Genomic DNA, 17,798 nt, shown 5'->3' with positions numbered 1-17,798 from the left:
GCGCGCCAGCGGTCATAGTCCCGCTAGTGCTCAGCCCTGATCGTCAACGATTTCGAGTATCCGGTTGCGCTGGATCTTACCCGATGGCCCCTTTGGCAGATCGTGCAGAATGTGAACCTCGTCAGGGGATTTGAACCGACCCAGTTTGGTCTCACAAATCTGCAATAAGGTCAGCGGCGTCAGCACGGACCCTTCCCGGATTTTGACAGCGGCCTCGACGGTTTCGCCATAGCTGCGGCAGGGGCGTCCAAAGGCTGCGGCTTCGACAACGTCGGGGTGGGAATAAAGTGCCTCGTCGATTTCACGCGGGGCGATGTTCTCGCCGCCCTTGATGATCAGCTCTTTCAAGCGGCCCGTGACATAGACGTATCCATCCTCATCCATACGCGCCAGATCGCCGGTGCGAAGCCATCCATCGGCAGTAAACGTGCCTGCGGTCGCCTCCGGATCCTTAAGGTATTCAAGCATCACATTTGGTCCGCGTATGACCAGTTCACCCTCGGTTCCGTGTGGGACGGGCTGTTGGTTCGCATCGCGGATCGCGGCGTCGTTTCCATAGGCAACACCTGGTGAGCCGATCTTGCGCACACCCGGCGGAAGTGGGTTCGAAAGGATCTGCGCAGCGGTTTCGGTAAGGCCCATTGTTTCGACGATGGGAACGTCGAGCCGTTCTTCGAAAGCCCGTTGTACGTCCGGTGCCAGCGCGGACGAAGCAGAGCGCCCGAACCGCAACCGCTGACGGGTTTGGCTGTCCGGATTGGTGTCCGATTGCAGCAGATGAGAGATGATGGTGGGCACAACCGAAAACCAAGTAGCCTGAGTCTTTCCAAGGTTCTCCCAGAACCGGCTGGCCGAAAACCGCTCGCACATAGCCAGTGACCCGCCCGAAACGAGCGTTCCCATTACAGTCACGCAAAGACCGTTGATGTGATAGATCGGCAAGACGCAGAAACCGCGATCAGTGTCGGTCAGTTCATGTGCGACAGCGGTAGTCCAGCCGCCGGCCAAAAGGCTGGAATGGGTATGAACGACGCCCTTTGGTCTGCCGGTTGTGCCTGAGGTGTACATGAGAAGGGCATGATCTTCGGGCGTCAGGTCGTAAAGCTCGGTATCTGCGTCACCAGCATCGGCGATCTGCAAAGGCTTGGTCACGGCAGGGTCGGCTGTTCGGCCGAACAGCTCGGCTTGATCCGGGTGCACGAAGGCAAAGCGCGCGCCGCTGTGTTCAAGGGCGTAGGCCACGGCACTGTCGCCAGCGACGAGATTGATCATTGTTGCCCGGAATCCGCCATAGAGAACGCTGAACAAGGTGACAAGCGCTTCGCGGCAATTGGGATAGATAAGGGCGACGCTTTCGCCTTTTTGCGCCCCAAGGCGGGTTAGCATGCCTGCGACTTTTTTGGCCGAGTCGCGCAGTTCAGCCCAGCTCAGATCCTGTGCGCCATCGGGAAAAACAAACCCGGTTCCGCCCTGATCGGCTCTTAGGTCCAGCCAATCGCGGACAGTTCCTTTGGGCGGTTCCATCATTGGCCAGCCTCCCTCCAATACGCGCCGAATATGTCCTCGAGCGCGGGTTCGCGTGGGGCTATTTCACGCACAATTTTGGTGGTCTGGACGAAGTGCCGCCAATGCAGGTTGGTGTCGATAGAGTTTCCGCCCCAGCTGCCGCATCCCATCGAAAGCGAAAAGGGCATTCCGTTGTTAAAGCTGCCGCCTGTTGCAAAGGTATGCGCCTGGTTCACGATAACCCGGCAGGTGGGGAGCTCTCGGCCCAACTCAACAGCGCGCACGTCGTCGCTGGTGTGGATGCCGACCGAATGTCCGGCACCTTGATGGGCCAGGACACGCGCTGCAGTAGCCTTGGCACCCGCATAGTCCGAGGCCCGGTACAGAGCCAGAACGCGGCTCAACTTCTCTCCGGACAGGGGATGGTCAGGACCGATCCCATCTGTCTCTACCGCCAGAAACTTCGTACCTTCGTGCGCTTTGTCTGCCATCCCCAACGCATCAAGCATTTTGTCGGCGTCCTGAGCGATCGCGGATCGGTTGAGGTGCCCGTTTGGCCATAGCCTGGCAATGATACCTTCAGCATCTGAAGCAGGGACAAGCGCACCGCCTTCGGCCGCCATTGCTGCGACGAAGTCGTCGTAGACTGCGTTTACCACCACAACTGCGTTTTCGGACGAGCACGAAGTCGCATTGTCAAAACACTTTGACGCCGTGATTTTGGCCGCGGCCGCAGACAGATCGGCGGTTTCATCGACAATCACGATGACATTGCCGGCGCCGACCGCGACGGCCGGTGTGCCGCAGGACTGGGCCCGGTGGACGTTGTTCTGACTACCGGTGCAGATCACCCGATCCGAGGTCTCCATCAGCCGTTGTGTTTTGGCCTTTGATCCCGGTGCGGGGATCATCTGGACCAGATTCGGATCCAGCCCCAGCTTTTCAAACTCGGTGTGTATGAAGCTTAGCAGCATCTCACAGGATGCCACGCCCTTGGGCGAGGGGGCGACGACGATAGCATTGCCACCCTTGAGAGCATTAATGATGTTGTTGGCCGGTGTTGCGGCCGGATTGGTTGATGGAACGACCGCGCCAACGACGCCGATCGCACGGGCGATTTCCGTGATGCCTGTTTCAGGATCGTCGCTGATGACCCCATATGTTTTTGCCTCGGCAATGTCGCGCAGAAGACCCAGAGTTTTGCGGTGGTTTTTGGTGATCTTGTCGGGGACATTGCCCAGGCCGGTGGTTTCAACCGCCAGTTCTGCCAGCGCCTGATTGCGCGCGGGTTCCATGATCGCCCAGCCTGCCGCCAGCGCCGCCTTGTCATAGAGCGCCTGACTGCCTGTTGCCTCATAGGCAGCCTGAGCCTTGCGCGCCTGTGCCACGATCCGGTCTACTTCGGCGATTTCGGGGGCTATGTCGTTTGGAGCGTTCATTTTGGTCCTCGATTGGTTGTCCGGGGCGGGTTCTGCCCGCCCCGATTGGGGTCGGTTAAAGACCAGCCAGTAATTCGTTCAGCGTCTGCTGGCGCTGCGCCCACATCTCGATCACTTCGTCACGTGTCATGATGTGCATGGGCGAGCCACCCGCTTCCATCTTCTTGGAAACGCGAGAATTGGCGAACATCTCGGGCACGGTTGCGGCCAATTTTTCAATCACCTCAGGAGGTGTTCCCTTGGGCACCATTACACCCCGGAAATTGACCGAGGAGTTGTCCACGTCCAGCCCCTGTTCCATCATCGTCGGAACATCCGGCAGGAACGCGTTGCGTTCCAGATCAGCGACGCCGAGAATCTTCACATTGCCCGCCTCTTGCGCACGGAATGCATCGGACAGGTTGTTGATGCCGCCCATGACTTCACCAGCGATGACGGCCTTCATGGCTGCTGCTCCGCCACCTTTGGTCGGGATGTAGGCCATCTTGGTCCCGGCTGCCTTGTCGATCTGCAACGCCGCGATGTGGTGGCCCACAAAAAGGCCCGCGCCGGATACGGTCAGCTTGCCCGGGTTTTCCTTGGCATAGGCGACAACATCATCCATCGAGTTGAATTCACTGTCGGCGCCAACCACGAACACGGCCGGGTCTGCGCCCCAGTTCGCGATGGGTTCAAAGCTGTCGGTCGAGTATTCGACGCCACCCTTGATCGACTGGGCGATGAAATGAGGAACGTTGTAGGCACCCAGCGTATAGCCGTCCGGATCGGCCTGAGTTGCGAACCAGTTCCAGCCAACGCGCCCACCGGCACCAGGCTTGTTGATGATGGCGATGGGCATTCCCAGCGCATCCTCGTTTCCAGATGTCATCGTGACGATCCGGGCCTGGAAATCGGTCGCGCCTCCGGCTCCGTAACTGACCATCATCATGATCGGCCGTTCGGGATATTCCTCGGCCATTGCCGCACCCGTCAGGCCCGTCAGAGCCATTGCTGCCCCTGCAATCAATCGTTTCATTTTGCGTTTCCTCCCTGATTTGGTTCATCCGCGCATTTGCGTGTTCAGAACAGAATTTCTCTTGGTGTGTAGACGTTCAAAAGCATGGCAAAGAGCCCGTACATAACCGCCACAAAGACTGCCGTAATGATCCCGCGTTTGATCCAGGTTTTGACCTCGGAATGGGGGGCGGGGTCGTAGATCGACAGCAGGGTAAAAAAGGCGATGGTTGTTGCGGTGTAGAACCCCAGCGTCTTCGCCGCCCAAAATACGTAGATCAGCGTGATGATCAGTCCCGGCAGCATGTTCACGAACATCGTCCGCGTCACGCCGTTTCCGACCTTGGACAGACCCATAACTGCTTTGCCAAATGTCCATCCGGCCAGAACCACAAAGACCGTTGCGATCAGGCGTGGGAACAGGAATGCCTCGGCGGGTTGTTGCGTGTAACTGACCCATGCGACCCACAGGCCAACTGCAAAGACCAGACCTGACCCGAATACGTGCTGTGAGCGGTTCATGCCTGTGCCTCCTCTTTGGTGGTGTAGCGGCGGCTGCGCAGTTCCATCCAAACCGAATAGGCGATCGAGGCCAGTACGACGGCGATTAGGAACAGGTTCAATCCACCGGTCATGAAGTACGAAGCCTTGCCGACGGTCGCGTCGGCGATCATTCCACCCTGGATGAAGTTGGCCTCGGCGATTGGCCCGAGGATCAGGCCCAGTACCAACGGTGCAGCCGAGAAACCGAAGCGTTCCAAAAAGAACATGCCGATGCCGAGGCATGCCATGACATAGACATCACCCATAGAACCTTGAACCGAGTATGCACCGAAGACCGACAAGGCCAGAACGATGGCGGCCATGACGGATTGCGGAACCTGTGCAACACGCGCTGCAAGACCGGCGACATAGAGGCCGAAGATACACATCAGCACCTGCCCGATCAGCATCGAGTTGATGAAAGTCCACGCCACGTCCGGATGGTTGTCGAACAAATCCGATCCCGGGAAAATCCCGTGGATCAGCAACCCGCCCAACAGCACGGCGGCGGTCGGGCTGCCGGGGATGGACAGCGTCAACAGTGGAACAAGCGAAGGTCCAACCATCGCGTTGTTGGCAGATTCCGCGGCAATCACGCCCTCGGAATGTCCCGTGCCGAACTTGTCCTTTTCGGACGAAAACTTCTTGGTCTGGTCATAAGCGACAAGGCCCGCGATCTGTCCACCGACGCCAGGGATCAGGCCGATGATCGAACCTGTCAGCGTTCCGATGCTCAGCGCTCGGGTGCGGCTGAACAGTTCCCTGAACGCCGCCAGGATCGAGTGGCGTTGCACTTCGATCACTTCGGCGCCTGTGTTGTGCCGCCCTTTGGCAAACATGGTCAACACCTGTGGGATCGCAAACAGGCCAATCAACGCGGCGATTATGTTGATGCCGCCGCCCAGTGCGGGGTGAAAGATAAAGCGTTGTGCACCCATGATGTCGTCGAACCCGATGGTCGCCAGCCACAACCCAATACAGCCCGACAGCAAACCCTTGACCACTGAGGCCGAGTCCAGCGTGCCAATGACCGTCACTCCTAGAATGGCCAGCCAAAACAGGTGCGATGGTCCAAAGGCCAGCGCCCATTGCGCCAAAACGGGCGTCAGGAAGATCAGCAGCAGAACGCCAAAAATTCCGCCCACGGCCGATGCCAGAAAAGACAGCTGCAAGGCGCGGGCACCTTCGCCTTTTTGGGCCATCGTGTGGCCATCCAGAGTGGTGGCGATATTCGCCGGAGCGCCAGGGATCTTCAGTAGGATGGCGCTGACCGCGCCGCCAGCCACGGTCGAGGTATAGGCTGCCCCCAGCAGGATCAGGCCTTGCGCGGCCTCAAGTTGGAAGGTGAACGGGATCAACAGGGCCACCGCCATCGTTGGTGACAGGCCGGGGGTCGCGCCCAGAATTAACCCTCCGATCGTGCCGCCCAAAAGCAGCAGGAACGACATCGGCGTGAACACATCTCCGAAGTAGTAAATGAATTCCATCCTGGGCCTCCCAACCCGTCCGTTCGCACTTTTACTTTTGTTGACAAATCAGGTTAGGGGATGAAAATAGTATTGCAAATGTTTTCATAAATTTGACCGGTTAGGGTAAAATTATGGCTAACTTTCAAAGGGGTAAGGTGGATATTGTGGCCGTTGCAAAGGCTGCAAAGGTGTCGCCGTCTACGGTTTCACGTACCTTCAATCACCCCGATCTGGTCAACCCGGCGACTCGCAAAAAGATCAACAAGGCCGTGCAGCGATTGGGTTACATCCGCAACCGCGCGGCCCAAACGATGCATGGAAAACGGTCGGGAACAATTGGCCTTGTCGTGCCCACAATCAACCACGCCATTTTTTCCGAGGTCATTCAGGCCTTTTCGGATTCGATCGACAAAGCGGGGTTTAGCCTGTTGCTGGCGTCGCATGGGTATGACCTGGACCGGGAATACGCGATGGTTCGCAAGTTTCTTGAACATCGCGTGGACGGTGTGGCGCTGGTCGGGTTGGAACATTCCGACGCCACCAACCGCTTAATCACGCAGCAAAAGATACCCGCATTGGCAATCTGGAATTACTCAGAAGAATCACCCCTTCCTTGCGTGGGGGCGGACAACCATCTGGCCGGACGATTGGCGGCCGAACACCTGCTAGATCTGGGGCATCGTGATATCGGGCTGATCTTTCCCGAAACTCAGGGGAACGACCGCGCGCAACACCGCCTTTCCGCTGTGCATGATGCGTTGGGCGAACGGGGGGTTTCCGTACCTGATGAGCATGAAACCCAAGCGCCGTACAGTGTTTCTCAGGCCAAGCAGGCGGCCATGGCCCTTTTGACGACGTCGAAACGTCCGACGGCATTGCTGTGTGGCAATGACGTCATTGCGCAGGGGGCGCTGTTTGCTGCCCAAAAACTTGGACTAAGCGTTCCCGATGATCTGTCGATAATTGGTATCGGGGATTTCAAAGGCTCAGCGGACGTCGAGCCCGGCCTTACAACCATCCGCATTCCCGCAGAAAACATCGGAGCACTGGCCGGTGAGAAATTCACCGATTTCATCACGTCGGATGAACCAAAGCATTTCAGCATCCGCTGTGATTTGGAATGTGTCGCCAGACAAACGACCCGTTCGCTGGCGACCTAACAGACCTGGGCAGAATAGCTAGGCTATGATTGCCTCAATCTTATCCAGCGTGGCCGCATTGACGGCAACACCGTCGGTCTGTGCCTGCCTGCGCTTGCCACCGCGCCCATCGCCGGGCAGATGCGCTCCGTTCTGTGCGCGGATTGCGCCGACCAACTCGCTGATCCCCGAAGCAAACGCATCGCCAGAGGTGGCGGTCGGGTCTATCGCAATGAAGAACTGCCCGGTCTTGGGCGGCCCACCGGCGGTGCCGGAAAAGGGCGAGGCGTTAATGCCAAGGGTCGCGCCGGTCAGGGCTGCGGCCATAATCTCTGTCAATAGGGCAACACCGACGCCTTTGTAGCCGCCTGACGGTGCCATCGACCCCTTAAGGCCGACGTTGGGGTCTGTGGTCGGGTTGCCATCTGCGTCCAGAGCCCAGCCAACCGGGATCGGTTTGCCTTCGCGCGCGTGTTTCATGACCTCGCTTTTAGCAATCGTGCTGGCGCTTTGGTCGATCAGCAGGGCGGGCTGGCCGTCCGCGCCGGGCGCGGCGATCGAGAAGGGGTTGGTTCCGACGACGGGTTTCGCACCGCCCGAAGGCGCGATCGAAGCCGGAGCATTGGTGAACCCCAACCCAACCAACCCGGCCTGCGCCAACCGGTATGTGTGGTAGCCAAGGACACCGCAGTTATAGCTGTTGCGGATCGACAGTGCCGCGATTCCTTGTTCACGTGCAGCTGGGATAAGGACCTCAAAACCCATATCAATTGCGGAATGGGCAAAGCCGGTTGCTGCGTCCACATTCACTGCGCCGGGGCGCGGGCGCGACAGTTCCGGTTGGGCCGTTCCGTCCACTTTCCCACATTGCACGTGCTCGCAATATATCGGGATGTAGGCCAGCCCGTGGCTGGCAACCCCATCCGCCTCGGTTGCAGCCGTCGCAACGGCCAATGGTCGGGCGTTGGCTTCAGCGGTTCCTGCGGCAACAAGCGCACGGAAGGCGAGATCTTCGATCTGCTCAAGGGTCAGTGTACGGGTTTCAATCATTGGGGCCTCTTCAATCGTTGTCGGATAAGCCCGCTCCGGCCCCGCGCAGGCGGGATTCCTCGGTGGCGGGGGCGTATGTGCGGTGGGCGAACCGGTTTAGTACCGCCCAATCGGTCAGATCGGGTTCAGCCCGTGTTAGATGCGGGACGGGGGCGGTAAGTTGGCCGCCAAGGTGCACAGATACCTGATGTGCCCGGTCCGGGATCGGGGCGTCCAGGGACAAGTCAAAACCGTCGGTTTCCGCTAGTGCGTGGTCATAATCTACGCTCACGCAGGTCGCTAGAAAGCGTGCGGCATTGGCCGCAAATGGAAGCAGCAGTGCGGGTACGGCTACGTTTCTTATTGCTATCGGGGATGAATTCAGGCGGTGGGCACAATCAGACAATAATGCGCCGGTCACCAATGGGCACAGCTGGTTTTCGCTCTGCCATTCGCCGCTCAGATCGGACGGGGTGTGTGTCTTTGGTGTACTCGCCAAATCAAGTTGCAGCAGCTGAGCCAAAGCACCGGTACCGTTTTGCCCGTGCGCGCACAGCCAGCGCGTTGCTTTCGCGGCTTCCTCAGCAAGTCCCCAGCTATATCGAGCTCCTCGGGTCGCACGCTTTGCGGTGGCTTCGACCTCATTCAGCGAGACGTTCATTGGGAAAGCTCCGGATAAACCCACAGATCTGCGGTTTTGGCATTCAGGTCTTCGGGGTAGGGCGCGCCAGCGTACATGCAGATACGCACCCAGCGGTCCGAGCGTGGGTCAAAATGCGTAGCACCAAAAAAGGATAACTTGGCCCGGAGCATATCGATGGGCATGACCCCAGCGCTGATCGTGTTGTCGCGAAGCTCGCCATATGGCGCGACAAGGCCGATCTGCGCACGCCGGATCGTGTGACGGTGTTCAGGATGGCGCAGTAGGAACTCGGCTATCGACCTGTCATCCTGCCAATTCTCAAGGTCCGCGAAAGCCAGCGCGGCGTCTCTGGCCGGGGCAAGGGGCTGTTCGTATTCGGCAATTGGTTCCTCGAACCGTTCACCCAAGCGTGGTTCCAGTTTTTCTTCAGACACGTACCAGGCGCGCGCGCAGTTTGCCTCTGCCGACCATTCCAAATCCAACGCCCAACCAAAGCGGTCCTGAATCGCGGTGCGGACCTGATCGACGGTCATGCCCCCGTTGATAACCTGTGCCTGCGCATTCCCGTCAGCCATACAGCCGGTCAGGCCATCCACCAGATCGCCATAGGGTTCCAGAACAAGTGAGGCGAGCAGTTCCTGCCCTTCTTCGCCAAGTGCGGTTTCGGACCATCGGATCAGCCTGTCCCACGGGTGGTCCTGCCTCAGGTCATTCTGATCCAGGTAGCTGGTAATTGCCGCAAGATCGGCATTCAGCGACGCAAGCTTCTCAATCTGGACCGGATGCTCTGATCGCCACCACGACATCGACAGTTTGCTACGATCGTAGATTTCACGAAAGTGCCGGGCTTCGTCCTCAGACGCTGTTTGCAGGGATCGCACCCGTGCCAAAGCTTCCTCGCGCGTCATAATCCAATTGTTGAACAGCACCGGGTGGTTCACGATGAACGGAGCCATGCCAAGGCCGGTAGAGTTACCGATGCCCAGCCACTGCGCAATCTCGGGGTCCAGATCCGCCGTCTGCATACCGCCTTTGGCGAGGGCCATATGTTGCACCAGATCGCGGACAAAAGTTCGCGTCAGGTAGACCGACAGCATTTCCGCCTGAAACGGTGCGTGCAGTTCTGGCCGGTTCGCTATCTTCTCGCGATCTGCGGCGCCGAACTTGCCCGATCCGTATACGGCCGTCGTCCGCATCAGGTAGCCAACTTTATGGATTTGCTCCAAGTCGGGCTGTTGTCCGGCAGCCAACCTGTCGACCACGTGTTTCCACAAACGTACGGACCGGTTGGCGCGGGACAGTGACAGCTCGCTTTCGCTTACGCGCCCTGCCTCTTGCAAAGGAACGTTTTCTGACAGGCGTTGGATGTCCTGTTCCGTTGGGATGCCATCGAATAATGCGAAAGTGGCGTCCCACGCCTCGGCGATCACCCGGTCCGACCGTTGTTCAGGCGGCAGGTCATGGGCGAACGCAACCAGCGAATAGGCGCGATCCGGACCTTGCGCGGTGTAGACGGCGTGGCCGACGCCGTTTTCGTCGATCTCAAAAACAGGGCGCGTAAAGGCCCAGTTCTCACGCGCCATACGCCGGGTCAGTTGCCGCATGAAGCTGAGTCTGCACTGATGCAGCGAGCCCAGCCGCGACAGGCGCATAACCTGCGCAGGATCGCGTCGCGGGATATCAGTACTGACGTGGTTCATGCAGTTCGTGGTCCAAAGTTCTGATCGAAAAAGCCGTACCAGTTGCCGCCCATGATGCCCGAAACTTCTTCGGCGTTCATGCCAACGTTGCGCAGCCCGGTTTCGATATTGCCAAAGTCGCGATTGTCCTCGAACCAGCTGGGCATCGGCGGAAAGCCGGGATTGCTGGCTGAACCTTCGCCGTAGTCGATTTCCTTGGTCCAGCGACCAACGCGCATCCACTCGACAATGCTGTCGGGTTGATCCTGACACAAGTCGGTGCCGATCCCCAGATGTTGTGCACCGTATTTTTCGGCCGTACGGGCGATCATCTCGCAAAAACTCTCCAGCGTGCAGTCGGATTTGTCTTTCAGGTGATGAGGGTAGACCGAAAAGCCCAACATCCCACCGTTTTCGGTCACTGCCCGGATCACCGAATCACGTTTGTTGCGCAGGGCCGGGGACCATTCGTGCGGGTTGGCGTGGGTGATGGCGATGGGACGTTCGGACAGCTCGGCGGCCTCGATTGTCGAACGATCCGCCGAATGGCTCATGTCGACGACCAGGCCTACACGGTTCATCTCTTTGATAACCTGTTTGCCCATACGGGTGATGCCGGTGTCTTCGGCCTCGTAACAACCGGTCGCCAGAAGAGACTGGTTGTTATAGGTCAGCTGCATGAACCGCGCGCCCAGATCGTGCAGGATTTCCACCAGCCCGATATCATCTTCGATGGGCGAGGGGTTCTGGAAGCCAAAGAACACAGCCGTCCGCCCGGTTTCCCGGGCGATGTCGATGTCGCTGGCCCAACGGCCTTTCATGATCAGGTCCGGAAATTGCTCAAACCAGCGGTTCCACTTTTCAAAGTTCAGAACCGTTTCTCGGAAGTTCTCGTGATACGAGATGGTGACGTGTATTGCGTCCACGCCCCCTTCACGTAGCTGCCGAAAAATCTTCTCCGACCAGTTGGCGTATTGCAGCCCGTCGATGCGCATCAGACCGGTGTTCCCGCGCTGATGTAGGCTGTTTTAACAGTGGTATAGAATTCAGCCGCTGCCTTGCCCTGCTCGCGTGGACCGTAAGAGCTGTCGCCGCGCCCGCCGAACGGAACGTGATAGTCAGTGCCTGCGGTCGGCAGGTTGACTGTGACAACACCGGTGCGTGCGTTGCGGCGGAAGTGCGTTGCGCGCGCAAGGCTTTGCGTCACGATGCCCGAAGTCAGTCCAAAGTTGGTTGCGTTCACCACGCTCAGCGCTTCGTCATAGCTGCCGACCTTGATGACGCTGGTCAACGGCGCGAACATCTCTTCGCGGTTGATCCGCATATCGTTGTTGGTGTTCAGGAACACGCCGGGGGACATGTAGAAACCGTCATGCGGCATCTCAAGTCGCTGACCACCGCAGGCCAGCTCGGCACCTTCGGATTTACCCAGATCGACATAGGCCAAATTTTCGTTCAGTTGCTGTTCACTGACGACCGGCCCCATTTGAACGCCGTCTTCCAGCGCGTGGCCGACTTTCATGGCCTGCGCACCCGCGACAAGTTTTTCGACAAATGCATCGTGCACACCGGCATGAACGACCAGACGCGAGGATGCGGTACATTTTTGACCTGTACCGCCAAAAGCTCCGCCCAATGCCAGCGTCACCGCCAGATCCAGATCGGCGTCATCCATCACGGCCAGCGCGTTTTTCGATCCCATCTCCATCTGAACTTTGGTCAGGTTCTGAATCGCAGCGGCGGCGATGCCTTTGCCAACCGGAACGGAACCGGTGAAGGAAATCGCGTTGACCTTGGGGCTTTCAACCAGCCGCTGACCGATCGAGCGGCCCGACCCCATGACAAGGCTGAACAGACCCTTGGGGACGTCCTGCCGTTGGATGATCTCGGTCAGGGCTACGGCAGAAGCCGGGGTGATGTTGGCGGGTTTCCAGACAACTGCGTTGCCATAGCACAGCGCCGGAGCAATCTTCCAAGAAGCCGTCGCGGTCGGGAAGTTCCACGGGCTGATGATGGCAACCACACCCACGGCCTCGCGGCGAACGTCAATTTCAACACCGGGGCGGACGCTGTCGGCGTTCTCACCGATCTGGCGCAGGCATTCGGCTGCGTAATAGGTAAAGAACTGACCGGCGCGATAAACCTCGCCCTTGCCTTCGGCCAGCGGCTTGCCTTCTTCGCGGGCCAGCAGGGTGCCCAGCTCTTCGGCGCGCGACATCAGCTCGTTGCCGATATTCATCAGAACCGCTTGCTTGCGTTCGGGACCGTAGGCTTCCCATTCTGCCTGTGCAACACGCGCCTGATCCAATGTGGCCTCAAGCTGATCCGCGCTGGCCTGTGCGAACATGCCAACCAGATCGCTCAGATCCGAAGGGTTGCGGTTTTCAATTTCGGTCTCGCCCGCCAGCCATTCGCCAGCAATCAAGTTCAGTTTTGTCACGATGCGCCCCAGAGTCATGAAAATTGGTCTGGCGCAGAATGGCTTTTTGAGTAGATATCAGTCAAACTCAAATAAATTGAGCAAACTTCAAAAAAGGTGAAGCTTGGCGATCAAGATCGAGACCCTACGGTGTTTTTGCACCGTCGCTCAAACTGGCAACCTGATCGAGGCGGCCGACCGGTTGGGCCGCACGCAGTCGGCGGTCTCGATGACCCTCAAGCAATTTGAGGATCATCTGGGTAAAAAGCTCTTTGAAGGAGAGCGCAAAAACCAGTTGTCCCCGTTGGGGTTACAGGTTTTCGAAGTGGCTTTGAAACAAGTCCGCCAATTCGATCAGGCCGTCTTGGATATAATGGCCGCAGCAAAAGCAGAGCACGGGTTGCTGCGCATCGCGTCCGTTCCATCGGTTGCGGCGCTGATTTTTCCTAAGGTTCTGGCCTATGTCACAGAACGCTTTCCCGGAGTAAAAGTCGAATTGCGCGACACAGATACTCAGCAGGTATTGGACGCACTGGTTGAGGGTAAAGCGGATATTGGCATCGCCTCAGGTCAGCACGCGCTGAACGGAGTTCGGTCGCTTCCGTTGTTCGAAGACAGGTTTGGGCTGGTATGCGCCTCTGATCACCGTTTGATACGACAGCCAAATACGCCAACAATTGACGAAGTCCTGACACTTCCGTTTATACGAAACGCGCTGTGCGATCTGATTCAATCGCCCAAGTTCCGGGCATCCGAAGCGCAGGCGGATGTTACTGTTCACAACACCCATTCCCTTATCACAATGGTCAAGACCGGGGATTGGGTAACGGTGTTGCCGCAATCGGTCGCCAGTTTCATGCCCGAGGCGACGGCGTTTCGCGAAATTGCGGATTTGCCCGATCAGCGCCAGGTCTGCCTCTATGTCAGTGAACATGCGCGGTTCAAGCATCTGACCGAAGAGGCGGTCGCTTACATTCTGGAACTGGGCGCTGCCTGATGGCAGAGTACGAGTTCACGGCCAATTTTCGACAAAGCCGAAACATTTCTATGATAATATCGAATTTGAATGCTTCTTGGACGTAACGCTTGATGGGTGACGCGTCACCATGTTTCAATTTTTCTTGCCGGGTCGGCGCATCGTGCGGCTGACCTAATAATGGGAAGGCATCGGCTTTCCGACTTTGTTTGCAAGGTGCACCACGGCCCTCGGGCATAGAAAAACAGCGCCGCAGACGTCCAACATGGAGACACAAATGAGAAAATTAGCCACGTTACTGGGAGGCGCATCCGCTGTGATCGCTGGACCCGCCCTTGCTGCTGATATCGTGATCGGCGTGCCGAACTGGCCTTCGGTAAATGCGACGGCACATATTTTGAAGGTCGCGATCGAACAGAACCTCGGTCTTGAGGTCGAACTTCAGAATGGCACCAACCCGATTGTGTTCGAGGCGATGGACTCCGGTGCCATGCACGTACACCCCGAAGTTTGGATGCCCAACCAGCAAAACCTGCATGATACCTACGTAAAAGATAAGGGTACGGTTACGTTCAACGCGAATGGCGTTGAAGCCTTTCAGGGTATGTGCGTCGACAAGGCAACCGCCGAAGCACATGGCATTACGTCCATTGAAGACCTGACAAATCCCGACAATGCAGCGCTGTTCGACAGCAACGGTGACGGGCAGGGTGAGCTATGGATCGGTGCGCCGGGATGGGCGTCGACCAACGTCGAAAAAATTCGGGCCAAATCCTACGGTTATGACCAAGTTTTTGAACTGACAGAAATTGACGAGACAGTGGCTTACGCGAATCTCGACAATGCAATCAAAGCGGGCGAGCCGTGGGTAGGGTTCTGCTACACGCCGCACTATGTGTTTGCCCTGCATGACATGCAGATCTTGGAAGAACCGGCGTACGACGCGGCCAAGTGGAACGTACTGCAGCCCACAGATGACCCGGACTGGCTGGAAAAATCCGAGGCCGGCGTTGCCTGGGATCTTGCCTACCTGCATTTGCACTTCGCAAAGTCGCTTGAGGAAGAATATCCGGAAGTGGCGACCATGCTGTCAAACATGAAACTGGATACGGACACGGTTTCGGCGATGACCTTTGCATTGGTGATCGAAGGCCAAGAGCCTTTGGCTTATGCCGAGGAATGGGTCGGTGCGAACGAAGATGCCGTTCTGGGCTGGATGTCAAATTGATTGACGCCCACCGGAATTGAAACTCTGGCAGGCCGTCGGGACAGCCCCGGCGGCCTGTTTTGCACCAAAGGGACAAAAATGACCGAAACAGTCGTTAAACTGACGGATGTCTGGAAAATCTTTGGCGCAAAAGCCGAAGAAGCCATGGAAGCCGTCCGGAATGAAGGCATCGGAAAGCCTGAAGTTCTGGAAAGATTCAATTGTGTTGTTGGCGTGCAGGGCGCGTCCTTCGAAGTGCCAAGGGGCGAGATTTTCTGCATCATGGGCCTGTCAGGCTCTGGCAAGTCTACGCTGGTACGACACGTCAATCGCCTGATCGAACCGACCGCCGGAAAGATCGAAATTCTGGGGCAGGATGTCTCCAAGATTTCCGAGGCCGAGCTGCGTCGCATTCGGGCCATGCAAATCGGGATGGTGTTTCAGCACATGGCACTGATGCCGCACCGCTCGGTTCGCGATAATGTCGCCTACCCGCTGGAAATCCGCAAAGTGTCGAAATCGAAACGCTGGGCGGTTTCGGATCACGCATTAGGGTTGGTAGACCTGACAGGCTACGAAGACCGCCTGCCCAAAGAATTGTCGGGCGGCATGCAGCAACGTGTTGGGATTGCCCGCGCGCTGGCCTCGGACCCCGAGATCCTGCTGATGGATGAGCCGTTTTCAGCCCTTGATCCGCTGATCCGCCTGCAATTGCAGGACCAGTTCAAGGCACTGGTGGCGCAATTGAAAAAGACGACGCTGTTCATCACGCACGATCTGGACGAGGCCATTCGCATAGGCCATCGCATCGCCATCATGAAAGACGGTGTCATTGTGCAGATAGGTACGCCGGAAGACATCGTCATGAACCCGGCAGACGATTACGTGCGAGAGTTCGTGCAGGGCATTTCCAAGCTGAAACTGGTCAAGGCGCATTCGATCATGGAGCCGATCGAAAGTTACTCTGGCCCGACCGATGGCGCACCACGCGCGGATGAAGGGGCGGATTTGGACCAGTTGATCGACCTTGCCGTCAATACGGACCTTCCGGTCATCATTACCGATGCTGGCGCTGATGTAGGCGTGGTCACTAAACCGCGTTTGCTGCGCGGAATTCAGGGGGGCAAAAATGACTGATGCAACCACGGAAGTAAAAGTCACGGCCGCCTCGGATATCGAAGTCGACCGCGAGGCGCTGGACCGCTCGATCCACGAATTTACCGGGCCAAACGGCGACTACTACGTCAACGCGTTTCACAAAATCCATGACGCGACCAGCGGTATTCCCAATACCTTCAACATCTGGGCGGCTGTTTTGGGACCATTCTGGTCTGCGTCCCGCGCGATCTGGGGGATGTTCTGGACTTTCCTGATCCTGGAAATCATCGCCTGGGTTCAGATCGGCCGCGGTGCCTGGGGCAACCCCGGCGCTGATCTGGCCGAACGGGCTGAACGTCAGCAGACCCGCGCGAACGAGCTATTGGAACGTGCGACTGCGGCCACCGAAAAGGCGGACATTGACCGGTTCAACAAGTTGGCAGCGAATATCCAGAAGGCCGCAGATGCCAGTTTTGAGAAAGCGGCGTCGGCCCAGTCTGAGGCGTTTGGCATCATGGTTACAGGCCTGTTGATGTTGTTGGTTTTCAAGCTTGCGCAAGGTTTTTATGCGGACCGCGTGTACGAAAAGCAGTACTCGAATTGGCGGACAGATCCTGCCAGCACCGAAAGCGGCCGCTCGACCCGCAACACTGTTCTGGGTGCTGTTTTGGTGGCCGCAATTGGTCCGCTGATTGTGTACAAATTCACCGTCAACGCCTCACTCCCATTGTTGGATGCATTTCCCGAGCAGGAAGTCTCCGCGATGATATTGGGCGAAGGCAACGGAACGTTGTTCTCAAACTTGGCAAGCTGGATGGAGGCGCAGATAGATGCAGCCGCCGCAGCTGGCGGGGATGTATTCGACGGTATCGTGGCGGGTGTGCGATCTGTTCTGGATGCGTTGACGGTGGCATTGATCGGTTCCCCGTGGCCAGTTGTGATGTTGGTGATCTGTGTGACCGCGTGGCGCGCGGCAGGGCCAAGGGTGGCAATCTTCACCGCGTCTTCGTTGGCCTATATCGCGCTTCTGGGGTATTGGGATGTGGCGATGGAAACCGTGGCCTTGGTGGGCGCGGCGGTGCTGTTATGCGTGGTTTTTGGCATTCCGCTAGGCATCTGGTTCGGCAAATCCAAGCGCGCCTACCGGGCGGCCGAGCCGGTGTTGGACCTGATGCAGACATTGCCTGCGTTTGTCTACTTGATCCCAATCATCGCTTTCTTTGGCACAGGCAACCCGCCGGGCATTCTGGCGACGATCATCTTTGGCATGCCGCCGGTCATTCGCTTGACCGCGCTGGGGATGCGCGGGGTTCCGGAAAGCATCAAGGAGGCTGCGGTGGCCTTTGGCGCATCGAAATGGCAGTTGCTCAAGGATGTTGAGATCCCGCTTGCCCTGCCGTCGATCATGACCGGCGTGAACCAGACCATTCTGATGTGCTTGTCGATGGTGGTGATTATCTCGCTGATCGGCGGTGGAGGTCTGGGCAAGGAAATCCTTGAGGCGCTGCAATACGCTGCCAAAGGTCCGGGTCTGCTGGGTGGGTTCGCCATCCTGTTCCTGGCCATGGTCATGGACCGTATCGTTCAAGGTGCCTTCCGCCGAGAAGACGAGAAACTCTGAACGCAAACGCCCCCGGTTCACATCGGGGGTGTTTTTC

At 57.9% G+C, this 17,798-nt stretch carries 15 protein-coding genes; 5 read left to right on the top strand and 10 right to left on the bottom strand.

Going from position 1 to position 17,798, the window contains the following annotated elements; genetic code table 11:
- Window positions 1-30 precede the first annotated feature (30 nt).
- The 5 genes from AC2FIO_RS06300 to AC2FIO_RS06280 are packed head-to-tail and all read right to left on the bottom strand — an operon-like array spanning window position 31 to window position 5,968.
- Window positions 31-1,527 (bottom strand): AMP-binding protein, encoded by a 1,497-nt coding sequence (locus AC2FIO_RS06300; RefSeq protein ID WP_496696365.1) that lies wholly within the window; start codon window positions 1,525-1,527, stop codon window positions 31-33.
- Window positions 1,524-2,945: an acylating sulfoacetaldehyde dehydrogenase gene (sauS, locus tag AC2FIO_RS06295; protein WP_496696363.1), complete on the bottom strand. Its 1,422-nt coding sequence runs from the start codon at window positions 2,943-2,945 to the stop codon at window positions 1,524-1,526. The genes AC2FIO_RS06300 and sauS overlap by 4 nt, the downstream gene beginning before the upstream one ends.
- 55 nt (window positions 2,946-3,000) lie before the next feature.
- Window positions 3,001-3,960, bottom strand: coding sequence for a Bug family tripartite tricarboxylate transporter substrate binding protein (locus AC2FIO_RS06290; protein WP_472723032.1), 960 nt, complete (start codon window positions 3,958-3,960; stop codon window positions 3,001-3,003).
- Window positions 3,961-4,004: 44 nt separating this feature from the next.
- Window positions 4,005-4,460 (bottom strand): tripartite tricarboxylate transporter TctB family protein, encoded by a 456-nt coding sequence (locus tag AC2FIO_RS06285; RefSeq protein WP_496696361.1) that lies wholly within the window; start codon window positions 4,458-4,460, stop codon window positions 4,005-4,007.
- On the bottom strand, window positions 4,457-5,968 hold the full coding sequence (locus AC2FIO_RS06280; RefSeq protein ID WP_282118881.1) for a tripartite tricarboxylate transporter permease: 1,512 nt from the start codon (window positions 5,966-5,968) through the stop codon (window positions 4,457-4,459). Before AC2FIO_RS06280 ends, AC2FIO_RS06285 begins: the two co-directional genes overlap by 4 nt.
- A gap of 113 nt (window positions 5,969-6,081) precedes the next feature.
- Here AC2FIO_RS06280 and AC2FIO_RS06275 point away from each other — a divergent pair, with 113 nt between their 5' ends.
- A complete protein-coding gene (locus AC2FIO_RS06275; RefSeq protein WP_496696359.1) occupies window positions 6,082-7,110 on the top strand; it encodes a LacI family DNA-binding transcriptional regulator in 1,029 nt (342 codons plus the stop codon).
- 18 nt (window positions 7,111-7,128) lie between these two features.
- On the opposite strand, the gene AC2FIO_RS06270 is transcribed toward AC2FIO_RS06275, so the two are convergent.
- From AC2FIO_RS06270 to AC2FIO_RS06250, 5 genes are read right to left on the bottom strand one after another with little or no spacing between them, the layout of a single operon-like run.
- Complete coding sequence (locus AC2FIO_RS06270) at window positions 7,129-8,139, bottom strand: Ldh family oxidoreductase (RefSeq protein ID WP_472723036.1); 1,011 nt, start codon at window positions 8,137-8,139, stop codon at window positions 7,129-7,131.
- 10 nt (window positions 8,140-8,149) lie between these two features.
- Window positions 8,150-8,779 (bottom strand): DUF3726 domain-containing protein, encoded by a 630-nt coding sequence (locus tag AC2FIO_RS06265; protein ID WP_496696357.1) that lies wholly within the window; start codon window positions 8,777-8,779, stop codon window positions 8,150-8,152.
- Window positions 8,776-10,461 (bottom strand): hypothetical protein, encoded by a 1,686-nt coding sequence (locus AC2FIO_RS06260; RefSeq protein ID WP_496696355.1) that lies wholly within the window; start codon window positions 10,459-10,461, stop codon window positions 8,776-8,778. The genes AC2FIO_RS06265 and AC2FIO_RS06260 overlap by 4 nt, the downstream gene beginning before the upstream one ends.
- Entirely contained in the window at window positions 10,458-11,435 is a 978-nt protein-coding gene (locus AC2FIO_RS06255) for a membrane dipeptidase (RefSeq protein ID WP_496696353.1), read from the bottom strand. The genes AC2FIO_RS06260 and AC2FIO_RS06255 overlap by 4 nt, the downstream gene beginning before the upstream one ends.
- Window positions 11,435-12,898: an aldehyde dehydrogenase family protein gene (locus AC2FIO_RS06250; RefSeq protein WP_432653515.1), complete on the bottom strand. Its 1,464-nt coding sequence runs from the start codon at window positions 12,896-12,898 to the stop codon at window positions 11,435-11,437. Before AC2FIO_RS06250 ends, AC2FIO_RS06255 begins: the two co-directional genes overlap by 1 nt.
- Before the next feature lie 85 nt (window positions 12,899-12,983).
- Between AC2FIO_RS06250 and AC2FIO_RS06245 the strand changes: the two genes are divergently transcribed.
- From AC2FIO_RS06245 to AC2FIO_RS06230, 4 genes are all read left to right on the top strand, one after another.
- Window positions 12,984-13,856, top strand: coding sequence for a LysR family transcriptional regulator (locus AC2FIO_RS06245; RefSeq protein WP_058275410.1), 873 nt, complete (start codon window positions 12,984-12,986; stop codon window positions 13,854-13,856).
- A gap of 256 nt (window positions 13,857-14,112) precedes the next feature.
- Entirely contained in the window at window positions 14,113-15,063 is a 951-nt protein-coding gene (locus AC2FIO_RS06240) for an ABC transporter substrate-binding protein (protein WP_282169050.1), read from the top strand.
- A gap of 78 nt (window positions 15,064-15,141) precedes the next feature.
- Window positions 15,142-16,179, top strand: coding sequence for a quaternary amine ABC transporter ATP-binding protein (locus AC2FIO_RS06235; RefSeq protein ID WP_058275713.1), 1,038 nt, complete (start codon window positions 15,142-15,144; stop codon window positions 16,177-16,179).
- Window positions 16,172-17,761, top strand: coding sequence for an ABC transporter permease (locus AC2FIO_RS06230; RefSeq protein WP_058275411.1), 1,590 nt, complete (start codon window positions 16,172-16,174; stop codon window positions 17,759-17,761). The genes AC2FIO_RS06235 and AC2FIO_RS06230 overlap by 8 nt, the downstream gene beginning before the upstream one ends.
- The last annotated feature ends 37 nt before the right edge of the window (window positions 17,762-17,798 follow it).

It is taken from the genome of Ruegeria sp. CDSB086, assembly GCF_059611065.1.
Note: the sequence above shows the minus strand (reverse complement) of the source record. Positions and strands in the feature narration are given on the sequence as shown.

Excerpts from the sequence above, each read along its gene's own strand:
- AC2FIO_RS06230 (WP_058275411.1), top strand. The coding sequence starts at position 16,172 with ATGACTGATGCAACCACGGAAGTAAAAGTCACGGCCGCCTCGGATATC.
- AC2FIO_RS06250 (WP_432653515.1), bottom strand. The coding sequence starts at position 12,898 with ATGACTCTGGGGCGCATCGTGACAAAACTGAACTTGATTGCTGGCGAA.
- AC2FIO_RS06240 (WP_282169050.1), top strand. The coding sequence starts at position 14,113 with ATGAGAAAATTAGCCACGTTACTGGGAGGCGCATCCGCTGTGATCGCT.
- AC2FIO_RS06300 (WP_496696365.1), bottom strand. The coding sequence starts at position 1,527 with ATGATGGAACCGCCCAAAGGAACTGTCCGCGATTGGCTGGACCTAAGA.
- AC2FIO_RS06285 (WP_496696361.1), bottom strand. The coding sequence starts at position 4,460 with ATGAACCGCTCACAGCACGTATTCGGGTCAGGTCTGGTCTTTGCAGTT.
- AC2FIO_RS06255 (WP_496696353.1), bottom strand. The coding sequence starts at position 11,435 with ATGCGCATCGACGGGCTGCAATACGCCAACTGGTCGGAGAAGATTTTT.
- AC2FIO_RS06280 (WP_282118881.1), bottom strand. The coding sequence starts at position 5,968 with ATGGAATTCATTTACTACTTCGGAGATGTGTTCACGCCGATGTCGTTC.
- AC2FIO_RS06260 (WP_496696355.1), bottom strand. The coding sequence starts at position 10,461 with ATGAACCACGTCAGTACTGATATCCCGCGACGCGATCCTGCGCAGGTT.
- AC2FIO_RS06290 (WP_472723032.1), bottom strand. The coding sequence starts at position 3,960 with ATGAAACGATTGATTGCAGGGGCAGCAATGGCTCTGACGGGCCTGACG.
- AC2FIO_RS06265 (WP_496696357.1), bottom strand. The coding sequence starts at position 8,779 with ATGAACGTCTCGCTGAATGAGGTCGAAGCCACCGCAAAGCGTGCGACC.
- sauS (WP_496696363.1), bottom strand. The coding sequence starts at position 2,945 with ATGAACGCTCCAAACGACATAGCCCCCGAAATCGCCGAAGTAGACCGG.
- AC2FIO_RS06270 (WP_472723036.1), bottom strand. The coding sequence starts at position 8,139 with ATGATTGAAACCCGTACACTGACCCTTGAGCAGATCGAAGATCTCGCC.
- AC2FIO_RS06235 (WP_058275713.1), top strand. The coding sequence starts at position 15,142 with ATGACCGAAACAGTCGTTAAACTGACGGATGTCTGGAAAATCTTTGGC.
- AC2FIO_RS06275 (WP_496696359.1), top strand. The coding sequence starts at position 6,082 with ATGGCTAACTTTCAAAGGGGTAAGGTGGATATTGTGGCCGTTGCAAAG.